Below are 19,990 nucleotides of genomic sequence, written 5' to 3' on the forward strand. Positions count from 1 at the left end.
AGCAGCATAAAAAGCGTTCTTTTGAGGTCCTCACCTTGAAAGAACGCTTTTTTTTGGATAAACGCAAAAAACACATTCATTCCACACAATTAACTTATAAAATATATTTATAAATGACCTAAAGGAGCTAATAGCACATATGAAAAACATGATTTACAAATACTTGGTGTATGTAATTTACTTCCTAGGAATTGGGATGACATCCAGCGGAATTGTACTGATGCCTTTTAACGCCGTAAGATATTCCATTATTCTTATTATTGGTTTAAGTTTGTTCCTGGCAGGATCCATATTTAATGAAATTGTTATTAATCAGCACAAGATGACTGCAGCTGAAAGCGTTAAGCTTATCGCCTTATCTCTAACTCTGGCATTAGGTATAGGAATGATCAGCGGTGGCATATCCCATTTTAAAGAAAGTCCAATCTATGTGGCCTATCTAATCCCGATGGGTATCGTGATCTCATTTATTAGTTTTATACTCAAAAATAATCTCAAGCTGCCTAAAAAGGAACAAATGTTGATGTATTCAGGGGTAGTTGCAGTAGCATCGATTCTCTTTATCATCCTGTTTTTTTCAGCAAGCAGTTCAAGTATGAATATGACTCCGGGCGGAGATATCTTTAAGAAGATGGATATGGGGCAACATTAAAAAAACCAAAGGGTGCATTTCCCTCACACCGGGACAAGCACCCTTATTTTTTATTTACACATTCAAATCTCTTTTTTTGAAGAACGCATAGGTTACATAGAAAAGCGCAACTATCATCCCTACCGACAACACAACGAATACAGGATCCAGCCCTCCGCCGTACATCACATTCTTAGGTTCAAAGTATTTGAACGGCGTAATATATTTCAGACCTTCAAGCTGCTCATTTAAATCAATGGCCACCGATAGGATAAACGTAAGTAGAAGAATACCCGTTGCTAACGATCCCGCTGTTTTCGACTTTCTTTTAACCGCGGCAATGGCAGTCCCGATACTCATGAATACAAGCTGGGCGATGAACAGTCCGAGCATTGTAATGGCAATATCCCCGCTAATCGCTTCCCCGTCACTGTACTGCCCGACTATGAGGATGGACGAAATGAGCGTCACCAGATTAAAAATAACAATATTCGTAAGTGCCGCAAGTAGCTTGGAGGTTATGATGCTATTTCTGGAGACCGGCTTTACAAATAAAAACTCCGAGGTTTTATCTCTCTCTTCCTTAGAAATGATATTGGCTCCCAGCATAACCGCATGAATCGTAGCCATTAACAACAGATAAAGATATAGCAGCCCATAGTATCCGCTAGCCGTATTTAAATCCAAGTCTCCAATGCCCATTATAGCTTTCAAGGCTTTAGGCATATCTGCCATCAAATCATTCATGGATTGTCCAGATGACGACAAACCCGCATATTTACTCATCCCAGAGACAACCATTAACAATATACCTATACTCCAAAAGATTAGAGATTTTCGGTACGTTTTCATCTCTTTCCAATATATATTCACGAACGAACCCCTCCTTTACACCGAATGGATATCCTTTTTGGAATACACGTAATAACTGGCACCCATCGCAATCGCAATAAGAACAGCCCCCACAATCAAATACGAGACCTCATAACCTGAATTCTTAAGAATATAAGCTGTATCCACATATTTAAAAGGCGTGAAGTAGCGGATGGTTTGTTCGTCAGTGATCCCCCCAAGCGTCCCAATGAAATAGAAGGAGAAAACCGTGGCAAGCGAAACCGTCAACACAGACTTGATCTTCCGGGCCATTACTGAGATTACGATGCCTACGGCCAGGAAAATAAGCTGAACGATAAATAACGTAAGACTAAGCAATAGAAACGCCTGTATATTAAAATCTTCTGCCTTGACCTGATTCGCCATCATCAGAGCTGCTGCACCATACACGATATTGGTGATGAGCAATGATACGAATGCTGCCAACAGCTTAGCGGTTAAAATCGCAGTACGCGTAACCGGCTTCGTCAATAAGAAGTCTGCTGTTTTTTCACGTACCTCTTTAGACACAATGGAAACCCCGATATTCATCGCCTGAATGGCTCCGGTAAGAACAATAAAGGTTAAAGCATAGCTATAAAACCCCAAAATCGTGAAGAAGTTCTCTAAATCAAGGGATAGAGCTTTTCGGAGGGCCTCCGGGTATCCTTGTAGCAGTGTGGTCATTTGTTCAGCATCTTTAGAGAAAGAAGGAAACATCGACATGAACATGACCATAATGGCCGTCAAAGAGACCAGCCATATTATTGTAGATTTCCGGTAGGCCTTCAATTCGTGCAGAAATATATTCATAACGTTCTAGGCCTCCTTTACATAATAGTGCATAAAGATCTCCTCAAGATCCGGCTCATCAATCCACACGTTTGCGATTTCGACGTCTGAAATCTTTTTCATCACCGAATTGAGATTGCCTCTAAACAGGAAGCTAACCGTATCCTTGTTCACCACTAAATTGCTCACACCCGCCAAGTTAAAATAATTGTCATCCAAAGCAGCTTTCGTATGAATTTTGAATTTCTTATAGTTGTTTTCCTGCAAGGTGCTAATCTTCTCGACTGCAACGATCTCCCCTTCTTTAATGATCGCCACCCGGTCACATAAGCGTTGAACCTCCGTGAGAATATGCGATGAAAAGAGTACTGTTGCCCCTTTTTTATGCTCGGCTTCAAGCAGTTCAAAAAATCTTTGCTGCATAAGCGGGTCTAATCCACTGGTAGGTTCATCGAGGATAATCAGCTTGGGCTCATGAAGGAGACCTTGAACAATTCCCACCTTCTTTTTATTTCCCAGCGATAAATCATCAATCTTCTTCGTTAGATCCAAATCCATGATTTCTGCGAGTTCCTTAATTCTTTTCGTGCAATCTTTTTTATAGAAGCTGGCCGAATACTTTAAAAGCTCCATCACCCTCATATTGTCGTAATAGAACACCTCGGAAGGTAAATAGCCGATCTCTTTCTTAATTTCAGGAGCAAACTCAATACAATCCTTGCCAAAGATCTTGGCGCTTCCGCTGGTTGGGTAAATCAATGACAATAACGTTCTGATGGTAGTGGACTTTCCCGCGCCGTTTGGGCCGATGAAGCCGAAGATCTCACCCTCTTCCACATTAAAGCTGATGTCTGTAATCCCTCTTGCGTTGCCGTAGGTTTTGGTTAAATGATTGATTTCGATTACATTCTTCATAGATTGAACCTCCCATTATCCCTATTTATAAAAGCCTTGTCTGAGGACCTCACTATAAAACTCCATCTCTGCTATGAGTTCGTCTATGTTGATTAGCTCCAGTTGAAGGGCATCCAATTTGTTATGATACCGATTGGAGAATCCCTCCATGGTCCAAAAAATAATATTAATGGCCCGTTCAACATCAATCCCCTCTTTAAATTTAGAGGTGTCAATATCTCCGAACAGATCCTTATAGCCCTTACTCAAGATCTCTTGCTTCCGGCGGTCCATGTCGACTTTAACTTCGGCGGCATCCTCCGTAAAGACATTCTTAATGAAATTGAACATCTCCGGGTACTTTTGGTATACCTCGAACTTCAGTCGGGCAATATCCCGGTATCTTTCGAAAATATCCTTCTCACTCCAGTTAATCTTCTTATGGATCTCCTCCATAAAAATGTCGAGGAAATGATTATGCAGAAACAGGTATAAATCCTTCTTATTTTTAAAATAGTGAAACAATAAGCCTTTGGAGATCTCCGCTTCTTTGACGATTTCGTTAGTGGATGCATTCTGGTAGCCCTTTTGCGCGAACTCTTTCAGGGCGGCATTTAATATTCGGTCCTGCTTCTCCGGATTCAGATTTAGAAACTTTGCAAACAAAGAATTCACCCCGCCATATATTGATTGACTACCTTGGTCAATCTCATTGTAGGCCTGTTGACCAGGGTAGTCAATATCTAATATATAAAGGGATTTAAAGCATAAAAAAACCTCCATCGCGGGAGGTTTTTGAGTCTAGACAGCTACTTTCTGCGCCTTAATAACCGTCTGCTTTCTATCAATTAACGTGAAAATAGGTTTTGTTATTAGTTTTATTACATAGGACGTTATTATGCACATTGTAATTAACCATAGAAATACTAACAAGGGATGCCTAGGCGCAAACGTCAGATCACGAAATATAGTTCCATAGAAAAACATATGTGTTAACCAGATATTTGTGGAATGACTACTGAAGAATTCAAGGACTTTATCCACTACTCGGGACTTATCCTTAAGTATGTAAATGCATATGATAACCACCCCGCTTATAGGCGCAATAACAGAGGATTCAACCACGGCATGAAAAAAAACTAAGCCCACCCCCAAGGCAACAAGTAGCGTATTCTTGAATTTAATACGGCTGCATACTTGATGTAATTTCGTAAATATTTTCTCCTTAGCAAATACTGCACCGGTGATATAAGACAACAGGGATACCCCCAGCATAACCGCTAGATCCATGAGGTCAGAAGCCAAGACATTAGATAAAGCTGGAATAATCGGCTTGTAGCGTTGTATATGTGACAATAGGTAAACCAAACCGGAAATCAATATTAACCCCACAGAAGGATATTTTCGGACCATTTCCACCAATACAGGCGACAGCAATACAAAAAGGATATATACAAGAACGAACCACCATGCGCCGTTATAAGTATTTTCCAGCCCAATAATATTTAATCCCAGCCTGGCCATGTCAAAAGAAAAAGTCCCTGTGGCTATGCCGATGGGTAAGAAGATGGCCAAGACAATCCATACATTAACATATAGCTTTAGAACTCTTTTAAAGTTCTTTCCAAAGCTTAAATCACTGGAATTGTTAAGCATAATGTAGAATTCATATCCCGTCACAAACAAATAAATGGTTGGGCATGCATCCCCCATGATACCCAGATAGTAGGTCGCCGGAACACCATTAATCAGGTAGTCGGGTGAATACAGCGTGATATCCTTAGTTGCAAAAAGGTGAAGAATTACCATGCACAGAATAGCTATCCCTTTCAAAATCGATGTATCCTTCTTGGACAATTCCATTGGGTTTAACCTCCACAGACTGTTCTTATTAAATAAACTATCGTTCTTTATAAAGAATAGTATACAGTGGTATGTTTTGCAATAATGAATAAAAAACAAAGGATGCCCCGTAAGCCATTGGCTCTTGGGACATCCTCTATTTACTTAAAGGGTCATTGCCTGACCCTGCCTGGCCAGATAATCCTGCTTCTCTTTGTAATCCGGCATAATACTCCCAACACGCCTCCAAAAGGATCGGTCATGATTCATATGAAGCAGATGACACAGTTCATGAATAATGACATAATCGATCACCTCAAGGGGAGCCATGGCCAGACGATAATTGAAGGTAAGCTTTTTATCCGAGCTGCAGCTCCCCCACTTGGTTCTGGATTCTACAATCTCGATTGATTTCGGCTTTACTCTTAACTCCGTTTGATATCTTTGGATTCGCTGTCCTACAATCTTCTTACAGCTGGCGAAATAGAACTTTTTGAGGTTTTTCTTTAGCTCCTCTTCGCCTAACTCCCCGATCTGTATTAATTCATGCAGGAAATATTCTTTTCCAAGATGAAGGAACTTCCCCTCCTCTTGATACTCTCTTGCCTTAGGAATTTCTCTGGACTTGTCAATGGATTGTAATTTCTCCATTATCAATTTACCATTCTGTTTCACTGCGCTTGTAATGATCTCTTCACTCGTATCCTTCGGAGCTTTAACCGTTATCAGACCTATCGAGTCTATATGAAGGGATAATTTCTTTCGCTTTCCATATTGAACGTTGAACTCTATGATTTGATTCTCAAATTCGATTTTCATTGTCACCATCGATTCTCATTATTTGAAACAAGCCGCTACGGGTTCGGAGGGTTCTTGCGATCGCTGTTAAAGGCGAACACTGCCGTTTCTCCAGAATCCCTCCGACCCTCCGCTCTGTTCGCTCCTATAGTCAACCTCTGTACAACTCAGGTCTGCGGTCGTAAAAAGGAGCCACAGCACCGTGGGCGCGGTTCTCGCGAAGCAAGGTAAAATCGGCAGTTGCTAGAAAAAGCATATCCTCATTGACCTCACCGGCCCGAATGACCCCATCTGCAGGAAAAGGGAAGTCGCAAGGCGCGAATAGCCCCGCTTGGCAATATCCCTTATCCACTTGGGAACGCTTCTCTGTCAGCTCACCGACCACTCCACTGAGGGCAACGAATAACTGGTTCTCAATGGCGCGTGCCTGGCAGGTGTTCCTTACCCGGTGATAACCGTATTCTGCTTCCGTATAGGAAGGGCATAGGATTAGTTCCACTCCTTTATCGGCAGCGATTCTGGCTAGCTCGGGAAACTCAATATCGTAGCAGGTCAAGATGGCGAGATTACCCCACTTGGTTTCTATAATATTAAGTTCATTGCCGGGAACAAGCTTCCATTCTATCCGCTCTTCCGGCGTCAAATGAACCTTGTCCTGTGTCTCCATTCTGCCGTCCGGGAAGAAGAGTGTCGCTTTGTTCACGAACCCACCCTCACCCTTGCAAATATTAGTCCCACCCAATATTACGATATTTCCTTTTGCACTTGCTGCCTGAAAAAACTCATGATACGCTCCCGTAAAGCTGTCCAGATAACTACAGGCTTCTTCATAATTCATCGGCGGGACAATGGACAGCAGATGGGAGGTTGTGTATTCGGGAAAGACGAGCAGATCGGCCTTGCCTCTCACGGCCTCATCGATTTTGGACTGCAGCCCGGTCCAAAATTGCTCGGCGGTTTGAATCGGAGTAAGTCCGTACTGCATAACGGCTATAGTAAGTTGTGTCATTAGCTGTCCTCTCTAAGAACGGATGTGCAGTGAATAGATGTCCGTTCTCCGGTCACGCATCGTCAACACGTCCTTGGTTTTTTTGTAACGCTGCAGCACTTCCAAATCCACTTCCGCCATAATCGCGGTTTCCGTATTTTCACTGCATTCCCCGGCAATTCCGTCCCGTGAGAACGAGAAGTCTGACGGGGTATAGATACCCGATTGGGCGTACTGAATATCAACGTTGTCAACGTGGGTCAGGTTTCCAACGGTTCCAGAGGTCACCACAAACACCTGATTCTCAATCGCTCTTGCCTGAGCACAGTACTTCACCCTTAAGAAGGTCTGCCGGTCTTCGACGCAATACGGCACAAAAATGATTTGTGCCCCCTCTTCCGCCACAATCCGCGAAACCTCAGGAAACTCAATATCATTACTGAGGAGAATGGCGACCTTGCCGCAATCGGTATCGAACACTTCCAGCTCATTCCCGCCGTTAATTCCCCACCATTTTTGTTCATTCGGGGTAATGTGAAGTTTGGTCTGCTCGGAAATCGTCCCGTCCCGGCGGAATAAATGGGCTACATTGTAGATTCGATTGTTACGCTCGACAAAGTGGGAGCCCCCAATAACGTTTACGTTATATTTAACGGCCAATCCGGAGAAAAGCTCCATATAATTCGGTGTAAATTCGGCTAATTTACGTACAGCCAGACTGGGAGACCGTTCTTCGAGGAATGAAAGCAGCTGCATCGTTATATTCTCCGGGAACACAGCGAAGTCAGATTTATAATCAGAAGCAACATCCACATAATGCTCGCACTGTGTGGCGAATTCTTCGAAGGATTCAATCTTTTTCATCATGTACTGCACGACACAAATTCGCACGGGAAAAGACATTTTATTATGAATTCTGGATTTCTTCGGCTTATACTCAATGTTATTCCACTCGAGCAGAGTGGCATAGGTCATAGATTCCTTATCATCCGGCAAATAATCCGTAATAATCCGTTTCAACGTAAAGCCGTTCATCATCTGGAAGGTAAGCACCGGATCATATATGTTCTTCTGCAAGACCTCTTCGGCATATTCCCGGGGCGTAAGCTTGTCGCTGTATTTATGGTATACCGGTATACGTCCTCCGACAATAATGCTCTTCAGATTCATCGCCTCTGCCAGTCGCTTCCGGGCTTCGTATAATCGTCTCCCGATCTTCATACGGCGGAATTCCGGGTGAACCATAACTTCCATACCATATAGATTTTCGCCGTTCGGATTATGGTTCTTGATATAGCCCTTGTCCGTGATTTCGTCATAGGTATGCTGCTCCAAATAGTCGTTGAAATTAACGATCAGACTTGAGCAAGAGCCAATGATCCGCGAATCGTATTCCACACACAACTGCCCTTCGGGAAAAATCCGAATATGGCTCTCAAGCTGCGTCTTCTTCCACGGCTTCATATTGGGGAAGCACACCTTTTGAAGCTCGACCAGATCATCAAAATCCTTGCGTTCTATTTTTCGTATAATAATCTTTTTTTCAAATGGTGAAATATGCCCTTCATCCGTCATAATAACTCCCCATTCGTCTGTTAGGTACACTTCAAGTTTGACTAACTACTGCTACCGTTAATTATCCTTTATTTCTATTCTCGGCCACTCTAAATTTAACGATCTCGCGTATCAATTCATAAGGCAGTGGCTTGTCCAGAGGAAACTGCACAGAGCCTTTAGCCCCTTTGTATCCAGACAATTCCTCTTTAAATGCTGTAATACCGCTAGGCGCCGGATAAAATCCAATATGATTCTTATAGGCAGCGAAATGCACCAGATTGCCATGGAGATCAAAAGTAGGCATTTGATAGCTTATCTTTTCTTTTGCATCCGGGGCTGTCTCTTGTATTACCCCCCTTAGCGTGTTCAGTATCTCCTGAACTTCCACAGAAAACTGTGCAATGTACTCATCTATCGAATTAAAGGTGATTTTATTATCCATGAAGGATTTTCCCCTTTCAGTTAAAAGGATAGCTCCAGAAGCATTCTGTTCCAAAACGTTCCTGGATCTCTTTTGGCTTCAACTTTGTACTCCCTACTAATTCAGCAGCTTGGTACTGGGAGCGGTGAGCTTCTATTGAGGCCATCTTTTGCTTCAAAAAATCTCTAACATCATTAATAATATCAGGTCTCCCGATAGCTTGTTCAAGATCCTTGGCAAAGGCTATGCAGTGAACAGGAGGTCTTTCTTGCTCGGGCAGTCTTCCTACCGTTCGAACTACGGCTTCTCCACAGGCATCATGATCAGGATGCACGCTGTAGCCTGGATAAAAGGTAAGGATCAGCGAGGGGCGAAGTTCCTTCAGAAGAGCGTCAATCCGTTCATCCAGCAGATCTTGTTCCTCGAATTCAATCATTTTATCATGAAAGCCCATTATTCTTAGATCCTTTATACCAATAGCTCGGCAGGAAGCCTCAAGTTCTTTCTTACGTATTTCGGGAAGAGTTACCCGGTTAGCGAATGGCGGGATCCCCATATTCCGTCCCATCTCCCCTAAGGTTAGACAGGCATAGGTTACGTGAGCTCCATTCTGCACATGCATGGCTAGGGTTCCTGCTACACCGAAGGCTTCATCATCCGGATGCGGCAGCACCACAAGGATATTATTATTGTCCACTAGAGTCTTCGTCTCCTCTTTCATCAGAAGGGTTCCCGGCTTAACTGCAAAGATACAATCAGCTTCCCCTGACTGTCATGACCTGCCATAATTAATCTGCCGGTCTCGCCTTTAACATAGTGTGTCAGCCCTTCGGAGTATACCCAACCCTGTTTCATTTTCAGGCCCACCCGATAAGGCCCGTTCCCGGAAATCGAACCATTCGAATATCGGATGCAGGCATTGGTGATAAACGTAGCCGCCGGATGTTTTGAACTATCTAAATGAGAAGCGTACGCCCCCGTTGTCATTTCAAGATGGATATAAAGATCCTGATCTTTAAGTTCATCGATTCTCTGTTGTATTTCCAAATCATTAATAAGCTGCAACTTTTGCGCCTCCATATCTTGCTTCAACATTTCTCATAAAGTATATCCCTCAAAACTTTGTAATTCAAATTTAAAAACAAGTATCCTTTAGTACCATACCGCTGTAATGGATTATAAGATATGCTGAGAATAGGTAAATCCGATATTTACCAATCTTCCATACCCCAACCCACCTAAAGGAGTGTTCCCTTGAAGAAAAAATGGATAGCCACCGGAGCCGCAGCTATTTTCCTAGTGAGTTCCAGTGCAGGCGTGTATGCAGGTTCAAATCTACAGCCCATCAAAGCCTTCCTTAATACGACCATGAAGTTTCAGGTGAACGGGAAGCCGTTTCAGTTGCAAAACGATAAAGGTGCGGTCATGGCACCGATTTCGTACAATGGCAGTACTTATCTGCCAGTTCGTGCGGTTTCAAAGGCACTCGGTGTAGCGATTGATTTTAACAGCCAATCCAATACTATTTTTCTAGGTGAAAAAGGCGAAGGGGTCTCGATTGCTGAAGGTTTTGACAGTAGTTTTCGGACAAAAGACCCTCAGTTGACCAGCTATGCGGGTAAAGATTATAAGGATGTTTTCTTCAATAACGCCAGCGGCAGCCGTTCCAGCGGGTTCATGCTTTATCCTAAAGGCAAATATCAGAAGCTGTATATTCAAGTTGCGGCTGTTGGAAAAGATATCGAGACCTTCTTCGTTCAGGATCAGGATGATGTGAAGCTTGAAATCGACTCGATTAATGTGTCAGAAGGACTGAAGACGTTTGAGATTGAACTTAATGGCGCTGAGTCACTCTTTGTACATTCCGATTTGAAGGCAGGCGGGAGCATCTTCATCCCGTTAACGACCTCCTACTACAAATAAATCTCTAATCATATAAAAACAAGCTGACGTCGAATTCCATCGACATCAGCTTGTTTGTTTATTTAGGCGCTCGAATTCCTGCACAAACTACAACAATACCGCTCCTGAAGCAGCGTCTACGCCTAAAATCCTGCACAATGTACAACAATCCCGCTCCTGAAGCACCGTCTGCACCTAAATTCCTGCACAATGTACAACAATCCCGCTCCTGAAGCACCATCTGCGCCTGAATTCCTGCACAATGTACAACAATACCGCTCTTGAAGCACCGTCTGCGCCTGAATTCCTGCACAAACTACAATACCGCTCCTGAAGCACCGTCTGCACCTGAATTCCTGCACAATGTACAACAATACCGCTCTTGAAGCACCGTCTGCACCTAAATTCCTGCACAATGTACAACAATCCCGCTCCTGAAGCACCGTCTGCACTCGAAATCCTGCACAAACTACAATACCGCTCCTGAAGCACCGTCTGCACCTGAATTCCTGCACAAACTACAACAATCCCGCTCCTAAAGCACCCGTCTGCACCTGAATTCCTGCATATAGTACAACATGGCTATCACCTGGTAAAAAATGCTTATGAAACTGACTTATTGAAACAAATTCCCCGGTTTTTGCGACTTAGGAGTTGGACTGCCCTTCAGGAAATATTCATAGTTGCCGAATCTCCCGAGCGCCTTCCGATCTTCCTCCCATACCCACTCATCTATTTCAGTCTGACAACGATGGTCCCGAAACGCCGCGAGTTTTGCCTCCAAATGATCATGCACATCAATTTTAACTACATCCTGTCGGGTGTATCCGTATCTTTCCGGCTGCTCCATCATATTGCCATAGCTTATGAAATATAGAGACCCCCTGTGCGCTGTATGCTTAAATGCAGCGGTTGTTACTTTTCCGATTGCACAATGATCTGGATGCCCGCCCAACTTCTCGTGAAACGTTAGAACAACGTCAGGATTGACTTCGTTAATAAGGGCTGCAATAGTGTCGGTTAACCCATCCTCGTTAATGAACTCAACCGTCTTGTCGCGGATATCCAAAAACATAAGGTTCCTGATGCCCAAGCTATCGCAGGCACGGCGCAGTTCCTTCTCGCGGACAGCCGGCATCGTTTCCCGGTTAATGTATGGCGGATTGCCCATCCGACGCCCCATTTCACCTCGTGTAGCGCTTACTAATGTAATTTCTACCCCCTCACTTGCGTATTTCGCAAGCGTGCCTCCGCAGATAAAAGTCTCGTCATCAGGATGGGCAAAGACGGCAAGCAGCTTTTTCGAAGGAGCCTTATGTATTTCGTTCATTCGGGAAACGGCTCCTTTCCTAAGTGAAGGGCGACATTCATTCGTCCCTTATCATCATAACCGGCTAGCAGAAGACGGGCATTGCCCTCCCTCTCAACATGCGTGAGCGCCTCCATCCGCAGCCAGCCATGCCCATCGAATTGGAGTGCAACCCGATAGGAACCTTCCCCGGCAATAAAAGCATCTGTGACCTTCACCTTGAAATTTCGGACGAAAACAAACGATGTTGCCTCACTGTGAATATAGACTTCCTCACCAACGAAGCTCTGAAGTTCAGCCTCTACTTGGTCCTTGATTATGGGGTTCATGGGTCAGACTTGCCTCTCTCTGTCTAAGACGGAATTTTCACCAACACTTTATACTCAGCAGCAGATTTCAAATCCTTAATGATGCCATCCTCAATATACTTGCCATTGACGTACACTTCTGTAGTTGCAACGCCTGAATTGCGCTTCATATCAATATGCAGTACTGCGCCTCTAAATATACGTTTAACGGTAACCTCTTGCCAATTAGAGGGAAGCTGCGGCTTGACCTGAAGTCCTTCCTTAGTCCCCTGTAATCCGAATAGGCCGTCAATCAGACAGCGGTATACCCACGGAACCGTTCCTGTATTAAATAAATGGCTGGAGCGCCCGGCGGTATGCGGAAATTGTCTATAGGCACCGCGATAATAGTTAGGGATAAATACAGGTAATTGGCCCCGTCTAAGGATATCCTCTGCGTCCGGCCCCGGGAGCATCTTCCGAAGCAACCGATAAGCATTCTCCTTCTCTCCCACAGCGTAAAGCCCATAGATATAAAAGGCTGCAGCATGATTATACACGGCCCCGTTCTCAGCGGTTCCCGGATGTTTTTGCGTTACCCTTCCCACATCCTCCCGCATCGAGGTGAAGGATGGCGCCAGCTTTTCAACACCGTATGGGGTTTCCAATTGCTCCTTAACCGCCTGAATGAGCTTCTCCTGTTTCTCTTCATCCGCAGCCCCGCTTAGCAGTGCCCACCCTTGTGGGTTAATGAAAATTCGGCCTTCTTGATCCTTACTAATACCGAAGACCACATTATCATCCGTTATTCCCCGCGCATACCATTCGCCGTCCCACAAATATTGATTGACTACGGCATTCGTCTCATCCGCTGCCAAGCGGAATTCCTCGGCGATATTCACACGGTCACCTTTTTCACATATATCCGCCCAAATTATAAAAGCATACGCCGTAGCTATCGTCAGCCACCCGGAAACACCTTTTCCCTTGTAGCCAACCATATTCATCGGGTCACACCAATCACCTTGATTGATGAAATTCAATCCACGCTCATCCCTATCCTTCATAAGCCAGTGCATCGCCCGAGTGATATGTTCGAAGACAGATTCCAATTCCTCACTATCCGCAAAAGGAACCCGTTCTTCCAATATTGTAAAGTCATTCGTTTCATCTAAATAGGTGCTTAAGCAAATGGGCAGCCATACGCAATGGTCCGTGTGAGGGACTTGATTAATATATTTCAGCTCCGCATCTTTATGCAAAATAATACCGTCCGGCATGGCTCCGCTAACTTCTTGCTGGCTTAACGCCGTGAGAAATGCAGCTCTGGCCATCTCCGGTTTAATATAACTCATCCCCATATTGTCCTGCAGGTAGTTCCGGGTCTGAGGATCTGTCGTAAGACGGTTGGTCTGACCATGATAATACATCTGCCGCGGCAGCCAGTGATTCACAAAATTATCGAGATCCGCATCCGGTGTCTGGATTTCAATACAGCCTCTGCCTTCGCTTACGTATTCAGCATATTCCAGTTCAGCCAGCGCAAAACCGTCCTGACCTCCGGCGTTCTTATCTATGAAATATTGGCGGCGGATTTGATCGATCTCTGCCTCATCATGGGCCGGACCAAAGATAAACCGATACTCCCGCTCCTCGCCCGGCTCCATTTCGCTTCTATATTGCAGGACAGCAACCGGAGATTCGTACCGAGATTCCCCTTTCTGCAGCATTTCCCCTCGGATCGCTGACGGTGATGGAATACCGCCCTCTCCTTCAAAAGCTTCCTGATTCACTTCCCATGCGGAAGGCTCTTGATCTGCTAGCAAAAATGTTTTATCTTTCAGGTTCTTAATCTTCTCATAATCCTGATACTTCTGATAAGGCGTGATCGCAGAACAAACAATCCCCTGCAAATCTTCCTTGTACTCTCCGGATTGATTCATCCATGACATATAACCAACTGTAAAATAGGGATAGATACTTAACTTTCGATTCTTGGGCGAGAGATTCGTAACCTTTACCCGCCAAAGCTCCATCGGATCTTCCTTAGGCAAGCTCAAACTCATTTCTATTAAAAGTTCATGATGCTCAATCTTCCATACGATATTATGTTTTCCTACAGAGAACGTATACTTATCGGGGAGCACGCGAACAGGCTCATAAGGTGCTGAGAAAATCTCCCCGCTCACTTCATCCTTCACATACACAAAACGACCGGGATGATGGGCATAATAAGGCTGCTCCGGTTGCATAAACGTCTTAGCTTCCAGATTCGGTGCATAAGAATATTTCCCAGGTTCCGGCTGCATAAATTGCGCCACAGCATAGCCACGACAGTTCATATGAATCATCATCTTTTCATTCCATAAAAACCCCGAAGCCTTCGGAAGAATCGTCGGACTCGTCAGTTCATAATATTCATTATCTTCAGATGCTCTTATCATAATCGTGCCTCTCTTTCGGATGATAGAATTGGTTTGGTTTTGGTTCCGCTTCCATAAGTCGTCATCCCAAATTATACCTTGTTTATCATGGTTATTCAGCATTTACTTTAGCAGCTTCCATTATAGGCATCTGTACCTGTCGATCCGCCTATTCTAGGCATATATATGGGGTAGGAAGTTAACTTTGAAGGAGATGCTTATATGAATCATACAGTTCAACCTGGTGATACGATGTGGTCGATTGCCGCCCGTTACGGCGTAACGGTGGATGCGATATTACGAGCAAACAATTTGACCAATCCGAATTATATCTATTTGGGTCAAAACTTGATCATCCCAACATCAGGGGGATATCCATATCCGTTACCAATACCTATTCCGACACCACAGCCACAACCACAGCCCGGTGCTGGTTTGGCCCAACGTGTTGCAAGGTTGGAACGCCAATATACAGTAATCGAGGCTGAATTGGATCGTCAAATTCAACGCATCAACCGGCTGGAGCAAAGAGTTAGACGCTTGGAGGATTGACCTTACAGCACATTGCTAAGTTTTAGGTACACAAAAGGCTCTCGCTAATAAGCAAGAGCCTTTCCCTATATATGTGCCGGTTTATTTTATTTCCTTTTTAACAACCGGAATCTGAATTTCAGTCAAATAATCTGCCGGATCTTGTTCACACCATGGTCCTTTATGGTAAATTGCTCTAGTCGGCCCCATACAATCATAATGATTGGAAGACATCCAAACGCCCAAAGCATTATATGCTGAAGTCATTTCCTCAAAGGGACCCTCGTGGAAAACAATGGCCATTTCGGGTGCTCCCTCAAGTTCTCTCACCTTAATTCGCTCCGTTTCGGTAACTGCCTCGGTAATACACATGGTTACTTCCACATCCACATCACTCTCCTTATACCCATTGTCATGATAAATGGCATAACTAGGGTCTGTAACGTTCACTTTATGCTGTTCTACGAAAGCACCCAGCTCCTCCCACAGCACCCCTTCCGCATTGTAAGCTGGGATTATCCCTCTTAAGGAAAGCATCTTATACATAGGTATATTTTTAACGGTTATTTCGTATTTCATATTGGAATCCTCCTTGTTAATGAATTTAATCAGAGACTCGACTTTCAAAAGCTTTACATGCTCACTCTCAATAACTTCTGATATCTGACGCTTTCTGCTTTCTAGAAGGCTAATGAGCTGTCTTGAATCCAAGTCCTGATTCAATAATCCGCCTATTTCAGAAAGAGTGAAGCCCATTTCCTTCAAAACTTGAATACGGTTAACCTTTGGAATCTGGTCTACTGAATAGGAACGATATCCCGTATGATGATCAATAGACTTCGGTTTCAGAATCCCTATCTCGTCATAGTGTCTGAGCATTCTTACCGACACCCTGACAAGTCTCGAAAAATCGCCTATTTTGAACATTGTGCCTCCTTATTTATTCTTACAATCCGGATTGTAATTTAACTGTAAACCCTCGCACACTGTGAGAGTCAATAGGGAAACCTCAAATAAATTATTAAACAAACAACAAGAACCCGAACATTTGAACACTCAAACGTTCGGGTCTTTTCATGTATTGGTTAATCAGTCAACAGAATCTTATAGAACACTCGATACCCATTATTGTTGGTGTACCAGACAATGTTATCGCCATCAACGATGGGATTGCATTCGGATAAGGCAAAATACTCGAGAGTATGGATATCTCCCGCGACCTTTCCCTCTCCATCAATAAAGACATATTTCAGAGGACCCGGATTGTCTTCCATATCAAATTCCTGCCATAGCACCATCATTTTGTTATCTGTTATTTTCACTAATTTAGGTATGGATGCGATAAGTTCACTGCCCACATATTTAGCTAGAGTAATCTGCTTAACTGAGGCATTTGACGTGTTGGCCTTAGGTACAAGGCTAAGAATAATATCCCTTTGGTCTGTTTTCAAACCAATCATTTCATAAGAGGTATATTCACTCACCAGCGAATGGTTAATGGTATTCATCGCTACAATGTAATGGGTAGAAGACATTTCAAATCCGCCAATAGAAACGCCGGTTGTATTCGCTCCTATTTTACCCGGAATGTTAAACAAGTCTACATCGCTGTAGCTGGTTCCGTTTCCTTTATTTAGTACAATCGAACGGGGATAGGCGTCTCCATGATCCAGAAGGACCTGAGTATTGCCATCAAACAATACATATTGATCGAAGGAATGGCTAACATGGTTTTTTTGAAATCTGCCCATATCATTAGTCACGGTCATGTTTGATGTATTTACAATAATCGTTAGCTGGGATTGATGATTCAATCCGTCTGGTGTCGTATAGCGCTCACGTGAGGTGTGAAATACAAGCGTATCTCCATACTCAGCCATTCTACCCGAGCCTGCATCAAAAGGTATAACGGTATAACTCTCCCCACCCTTGATAGACACACTATCGATTCTGTTGAAGCTCTTATCATAACGTACAATACGAATTACTTCTTTACTATCGGTCTCTTCACGATTTTCTTGTCCAAAGGCAATATAGTTATACTTCTCACCGCTATACAATCCACCAAACCGCGGAAGCTCATAGGCTATTCTTTCATTTGCCATTAATTCATTTTTATCATTATACGTTTCAATCGTAACCTCTTTATTCGCCTCAATAACACTTATAGTTCGATCATTATTTTTTACAAGGTATGATGTTACAGGATTCTTCCATCTGGGGAATTCTGAAGACTCGGTGTTGCTTTTGGTTGCAAACGCCAGTTGGACCCGCTGTGCATGTTCAGGGGTTTTTGGGAACAGCGATATTTGATTCTTTTGATTGTTAAATTCAATATCGAAGGGGATCTTGCCCGCCAAATCCCTTAATTGAAAATAATTGCTGCCATCAATATTATAGGCCTTAATAAGCTGCAGCTGACCATTAATCAGAACCTTTGAGGTTGAGAGCTTGGCTATGTAATTTCTATTTTGAGAATAATATACACTGTCTTTTGACTTAACAGGAGTATACAATTGTCCCGTTATAATCTCTATAGCATTGTTCTTTTTATTCCAAGAAAGATCAAATTGACTGGCCGTACCTGAGAAATTCTCCGCGATATCACGCAGACTAAAATAATTGCTGCCCAATATATTGAATCCATAAATGTTCCTCTGTTCTCCATTAAAATATGTACTGCTTTCAGTTACCGTGGCCTTCGTAGTATTGCTGGCAAAAGCAGGCGTGCTCAGTACCGCTGTTGTAACCAGCAACAGGACCAGCAGTAGATTAACAATCCTTTTCAACTTTGTTTCCTCCATTTCCAATAAGTTCTATAATATCATTTAATCTCGTATGTATCTTGTATTCTGTACAAGGAAAAAATAGCATTGAACATCACCCAAACAAGAATACGAATCGGTGTTGAATTATAGGCAATGCATGGATTGTTCAGTGAGGGCAGTTACTGGTCAGCGCCCATGGCAAAAAAATAGTTATCAATCTTTTCAGCTTCTGTTAATAGTGTAATGAGTTCTTCTGTTTCTATAGGCTGAATTGCAGCTTCAACAGTAGTTTTTGCAGTAGCTACCCCACTAGTATCTGATGGACTGTATCCGCCTTAAAAGTGAATAATTATGTACAGATTATGGCACTCTCACACAACCGACAATTTTCGTGATAAACTAACGTAAATATATACTTGCCGACATAGTAAAGCGTTTATGCTTGAACAGTTTAAAGCGCTAGGCTTAAGTTATATTTACATATTGAAACCGGGGGAAATTCATTGAAAACATTACTACTCAAGTGGAACCAAGTAAGCCTAGTACGACGAATATTTATAGGGATTATAGTGGGTATAATATTGGCTTTAGTTATTCCTAATGCATCGGGAATCACCATTTTCGGATCCTTGTTTGTATCCTCATTAAAGGCGGTTGCGCCTGTATTGGTCTTGCTTATCGTAATGTCAGCCATATCGCAACATAAACAAGGCCAAAAAACGAATATGAAATCAATTATTCTTTTGTATGGTTTAAGTACATTTTTGGCGGGACTAATTGCCGTTATTGCAAGTTTTATCTTCCCGGTAAACTTATCTCTTGTAACGGGTGCCAGCGACCTGACTCCACCTGATGGGATTGTAGAAGTACTTAAGACTTTGCTATTTAAGGTTGTGGACAACCCAGTAAACGCTCTAATGAATGCCAACTATATTGGCATCCTCACTTGGGCTATCCTTCTTGGTGTCGCATTAAAAAATGCCAATGATTCTACAAAAAACATGCTTACTAACTTCTCAGATGCCGTATCACATATCGTTAAATGGGTGATCAACTTAGCACCACTGGGCATCATGGGACTTGTTTTTGATTCCATTACTGCCAATGGGCTTTCATCCTTACTCGATTACGGTAAACTCCTTATTGTTCTTATTGGATGTATGCTATTTATGGCGCTTATTGTTAATCCATTAATTGTATATCTGAATATTCGCAGAAATCCATATCCGCTGGTGTTTCATTGCCTGAAGGAAAGCGGAATTACCGCATTCTTTACCCGTAGCTCAGCTGCAAACATTCCAGTCAACATGAGCCTATGTGAAAAGATGGAGCTGGATACAGATACGTATTCCGTGTCTATTCCATTAGGTGCTACCATTAACATGGCAGGTGCAGCGATTACGATTTCCGTCTTGACTCTCGCAGCGGTTCATACCGTTGGCATTGAAGTGGATTTTGGCACAGCGCTTATTCTTAGCGTCCTATCCGCTGTATCTGCTGCTGGGGCCTCAGGTGTTGCGGGCGGCTCACTTTTATTGATTCCTCTAGCATGCAGCATCTTCGGAATTTCGAATGATGTGGCGATTCAAGTCGTTGGGGTAGGTTTCATAATCGGTGTTTTGCAAGACTCATTCGAAACAGCCCTTAATTCATCCTCTGACCTACTCTTTACAGCAACTGCTGAATATACAAAGAAACGTAAAGAAGGCACGGACTTTGTGATTAAGATCTAGAAAAATGATGATTAAAAAGCAGGAGGCCTTAGGTCCCTGCTTTTTTTGTTGCCAATTATGAGGCTGGCTTCTCCCCCCCTTTCTCTCTCCTATCCCTATACTTCCCTTAATGCTGAACGGAATAATTCTTCAAGGGCACTAATACGTCAACCTGTGAATGGAACTCACTAGGCGGCATCGTATTATATTGTTGGATCCACTCACAGGCCAAGATGGGACGAAGAACATAGATACATGCATC

At 43.2% G+C, this 19,990-nt stretch carries 21 protein-coding genes and 1 pseudogene; 4 read left to right on the top strand and 18 right to left on the bottom strand.

What is annotated here, in order from left to right; translation table 11 throughout:
- The first annotated feature begins 139 nt into the window (after positions 1 to 139).
- The gene (locus PWYN_RS08145; protein WP_036650259.1) at positions 140 to 652 is read left to right on the top strand and encodes a hypothetical protein; all 513 of its coding nucleotides are present in this window, start codon (positions 140 to 142) and stop codon (positions 650 to 652) included.
- 54 nt (positions 653 to 706) lie between these two features.
- Here the strand turns inward: PWYN_RS08145 and PWYN_RS08150 are convergent, their stop codons facing one another.
- The 11 genes from PWYN_RS08150 to PWYN_RS08200 form a co-directional block, all read right to left on the bottom strand.
- Positions 707 to 1,504: an ABC transporter permease subunit gene (locus PWYN_RS08150; protein ID WP_036650262.1), complete on the bottom strand. Its 798-nt coding sequence runs from the start codon at positions 1,502 to 1,504 to the stop codon at positions 707 to 709.
- A 15-nt stretch (positions 1,505 to 1,519) separates the two neighbouring features.
- Positions 1,520 to 2,317 (bottom strand): ABC transporter permease subunit, encoded by a 798-nt coding sequence (locus tag PWYN_RS08155; RefSeq protein WP_036650265.1) that lies wholly within the window; start codon positions 2,315 to 2,317, stop codon positions 1,520 to 1,522.
- Between the two features lie 6 nt (positions 2,318 to 2,323).
- Complete coding sequence (locus tag PWYN_RS08160) at positions 2,324 to 3,211, bottom strand: ABC transporter ATP-binding protein (RefSeq protein WP_036650267.1); 888 nt, start codon at positions 3,209 to 3,211, stop codon at positions 2,324 to 2,326.
- 21 nt (positions 3,212 to 3,232) lie between these two features.
- Positions 3,233 to 3,856 carry a TetR/AcrR family transcriptional regulator gene (locus PWYN_RS08165; RefSeq protein WP_036653541.1) on the bottom strand — a complete coding sequence of 208 codons (624 nt, stop codon included), beginning with the start codon at positions 3,854 to 3,856 and terminating at the stop codon, positions 3,233 to 3,235.
- A 135-nt stretch (positions 3,857 to 3,991) separates the two neighbouring features.
- Positions 3,992 to 5,053 carry an acyltransferase family protein gene (locus PWYN_RS08170; RefSeq protein WP_036650269.1) on the bottom strand — a complete coding sequence of 354 codons (1,062 nt, stop codon included), beginning with the start codon at positions 5,051 to 5,053 and terminating at the stop codon, positions 3,992 to 3,994.
- A 144-nt stretch (positions 5,054 to 5,197) separates the two neighbouring features.
- On the bottom strand, positions 5,198 to 5,851 hold the full coding sequence (locus tag PWYN_RS08175) for a M48 family metallopeptidase (RefSeq protein WP_036653543.1): 654 nt from the start codon (positions 5,849 to 5,851) through the stop codon (positions 5,198 to 5,200).
- Positions 5,852 to 5,981: 130 nt separating this feature from the next.
- Complete coding sequence (locus tag PWYN_RS08180) at positions 5,982 to 6,839, bottom strand: carbon-nitrogen hydrolase family protein (RefSeq protein WP_036650270.1); 858 nt, start codon at positions 6,837 to 6,839, stop codon at positions 5,982 to 5,984.
- Between the two features lie 12 nt (positions 6,840 to 6,851).
- Complete coding sequence (locus tag PWYN_RS08185; RefSeq protein WP_036650271.1) at positions 6,852 to 8,393, bottom strand: bifunctional GNAT family N-acetyltransferase/carbon-nitrogen hydrolase family protein; 1,542 nt, start codon at positions 8,391 to 8,393, stop codon at positions 6,852 to 6,854.
- A 61-nt stretch (positions 8,394 to 8,454) separates the two neighbouring features.
- Positions 8,455 to 8,817: an iron chaperone gene (locus PWYN_RS08190; protein ID WP_036650272.1), complete on the bottom strand. Its 363-nt coding sequence runs from the start codon at positions 8,815 to 8,817 to the stop codon at positions 8,455 to 8,457.
- Positions 8,818 to 8,833: 16 nt separating this feature from the next.
- The gene (gene bshB2, locus PWYN_RS08195) at positions 8,834 to 9,493 is read right to left on the bottom strand and encodes a bacillithiol biosynthesis deacetylase BshB2 (RefSeq protein ID WP_036650275.1); all 660 of its coding nucleotides are present in this window, start codon (positions 9,491 to 9,493) and stop codon (positions 8,834 to 8,836) included.
- A 23-nt stretch (positions 9,494 to 9,516) separates the two neighbouring features.
- Entirely contained in the window at positions 9,517 to 9,861 is a 345-nt protein-coding gene (locus PWYN_RS08200; protein WP_036650276.1) for a YojF family protein, read from the bottom strand.
- A 189-nt stretch (positions 9,862 to 10,050) separates the two neighbouring features.
- Here PWYN_RS08200 and PWYN_RS08205 point away from each other — a divergent pair, with 189 nt between their 5' ends.
- Positions 10,051 to 10,719, top strand: coding sequence for a stalk domain-containing protein (locus tag PWYN_RS08205; protein ID WP_036650279.1), 669 nt, complete (start codon positions 10,051 to 10,053; stop codon positions 10,717 to 10,719).
- A 58-nt stretch (positions 10,720 to 10,777) separates the two neighbouring features.
- Here PWYN_RS08205 and PWYN_RS29170 read toward each other — a convergent pair whose 3' ends face one another.
- From PWYN_RS29170 to PWYN_RS08220, 4 genes are all read right to left on the bottom strand, one after another.
- Positions 10,778 to 11,011 carry a hypothetical protein gene (locus PWYN_RS29170; RefSeq protein WP_157261112.1) on the bottom strand — a complete coding sequence of 78 codons (234 nt, stop codon included), beginning with the start codon at positions 11,009 to 11,011 and terminating at the stop codon, positions 10,778 to 10,780.
- A 303-nt stretch (positions 11,012 to 11,314) separates the two neighbouring features.
- Positions 11,315 to 12,028 carry a PIG-L family deacetylase gene (locus tag PWYN_RS08210; protein WP_036650281.1) on the bottom strand — a complete coding sequence of 238 codons (714 nt, stop codon included), beginning with the start codon at positions 12,026 to 12,028 and terminating at the stop codon, positions 11,315 to 11,317.
- Entirely contained in the window at positions 12,025 to 12,336 is a 312-nt protein-coding gene (locus PWYN_RS08215; RefSeq protein ID WP_036650283.1) for a DUF1806 family protein, read from the bottom strand. Before PWYN_RS08215 ends, PWYN_RS08210 begins: the two co-directional genes overlap by 4 nt.
- Positions 12,337 to 12,359: 23 nt before the next feature.
- A complete protein-coding gene (locus PWYN_RS08220) occupies positions 12,360 to 14,738 on the bottom strand; it encodes a GH36-type glycosyl hydrolase domain-containing protein (RefSeq protein WP_036653545.1) in 2,379 nt (792 codons plus the stop codon).
- A 201-nt stretch (positions 14,739 to 14,939) separates the two neighbouring features.
- On the opposite strand from PWYN_RS08220, the gene PWYN_RS08225 reads away from it, so the two are divergent.
- The gene (locus PWYN_RS08225) at positions 14,940 to 15,269 is read left to right on the top strand and encodes a LysM peptidoglycan-binding domain-containing protein (protein ID WP_036650285.1); all 330 of its coding nucleotides are present in this window, start codon (positions 14,940 to 14,942) and stop codon (positions 15,267 to 15,269) included.
- Positions 15,270 to 15,350: 81 nt separating this feature from the next.
- Here PWYN_RS08225 and PWYN_RS08230 read toward each other — a convergent pair whose 3' ends face one another.
- Both PWYN_RS08230 and PWYN_RS27935 read right to left on the bottom strand, forming a co-directional pair.
- The gene (locus tag PWYN_RS08230; RefSeq protein ID WP_036650287.1) at positions 15,351 to 16,175 is read right to left on the bottom strand and encodes a MerR family transcriptional regulator; all 825 of its coding nucleotides are present in this window, start codon (positions 16,173 to 16,175) and stop codon (positions 15,351 to 15,353) included.
- 158 nt (positions 16,176 to 16,333) lie between these two features.
- Positions 16,334 to 18,037: a hypothetical protein gene (locus PWYN_RS27935; protein WP_052087836.1), complete on the bottom strand. Its 1,704-nt coding sequence runs from the start codon at positions 18,035 to 18,037 to the stop codon at positions 16,334 to 16,336.
- Positions 18,038 to 18,519: 482 nt separating this feature from the next.
- On the opposite strand from PWYN_RS27935, the gene sstT reads away from it, so the two are divergent.
- Positions 18,520 to 19,749, top strand: a complete 1,230-nt coding sequence (gene sstT, locus PWYN_RS08240; protein ID WP_036650288.1) for a serine/threonine transporter SstT — start codon at positions 18,520 to 18,522, stop codon at positions 19,747 to 19,749.
- Between the two features lie 133 nt (positions 19,750 to 19,882).
- On the opposite strand, the pseudogene PWYN_RS28630 reads toward sstT, so the two are convergent.
- A pseudogene (locus PWYN_RS28630) lies at positions 19,883 to 19,978 on the bottom strand (DNA polymerase beta superfamily protein); the annotation flags it as partial.
- Positions 19,979 to 19,990 lie beyond the last annotated feature (12 nt).

The organism is Paenibacillus wynnii (genome assembly GCF_000757885.1).
GTDB lineage: Bacteria > Bacillota > Bacilli > Paenibacillales > Paenibacillaceae > Paenibacillus_AQ > Paenibacillus_AQ wynnii.

Bases quoted from the DNA above. Each gene is read 5' to 3' on its own strand.
- PWYN_RS08145 (WP_036650259.1), top strand. From the start codon at position 140: ATGAAAAACATGATTTACAAATACTTGGTGTATGTAATTTACTTCCTA.
- PWYN_RS08155 (WP_036650265.1), bottom strand. From the start codon at position 2,317: ATGAATATATTTCTGCACGAATTGAAGGCCTACCGGAAATCTACAATA.
- PWYN_RS08160 (WP_036650267.1), bottom strand. From the start codon at position 3,211: ATGAAGAATGTAATCGAAATCAATCATTTAACCAAAACCTACGGCAAC.
- PWYN_RS08170 (WP_036650269.1), bottom strand. From the start codon at position 5,053: ATGGAATTGTCCAAGAAGGATACATCGATTTTGAAAGGGATAGCTATT.
- PWYN_RS08175 (WP_036653543.1), bottom strand. From the start codon at position 5,851: ATGAAAATCGAATTTGAGAATCAAATCATAGAGTTCAACGTTCAATAT.
- PWYN_RS08180 (WP_036650270.1), bottom strand. From the start codon at position 6,839: ATGACACAACTTACTATAGCCGTTATGCAGTACGGACTTACTCCGATT.
- PWYN_RS08185 (WP_036650271.1), bottom strand. From the start codon at position 8,393: ATGACGGATGAAGGGCATATTTCACCATTTGAAAAAAAGATTATTATA.
- PWYN_RS08190 (WP_036650272.1), bottom strand. From the start codon at position 8,817: ATGGATAATAAAATCACCTTTAATTCGATAGATGAGTACATTGCACAG.
- PWYN_RS08210 (WP_036650281.1), bottom strand. From the start codon at position 12,028: ATGAACGAAATACATAAGGCTCCTTCGAAAAAGCTGCTTGCCGTCTTT.
- PWYN_RS08215 (WP_036650283.1), bottom strand. From the start codon at position 12,336: ATGAACCCCATAATCAAGGACCAAGTAGAGGCTGAACTTCAGAGCTTC.
- PWYN_RS08220 (WP_036653545.1), bottom strand. From the start codon at position 14,738: ATGATAAGAGCATCTGAAGATAATGAATATTATGAACTGACGAGTCCG.
- PWYN_RS08225 (WP_036650285.1), top strand. From the start codon at position 14,940: ATGAATCATACAGTTCAACCTGGTGATACGATGTGGTCGATTGCCGCC.
- PWYN_RS08230 (WP_036650287.1), bottom strand. From the start codon at position 16,175: ATGTTCAAAATAGGCGATTTTTCGAGACTTGTCAGGGTGTCGGTAAGA.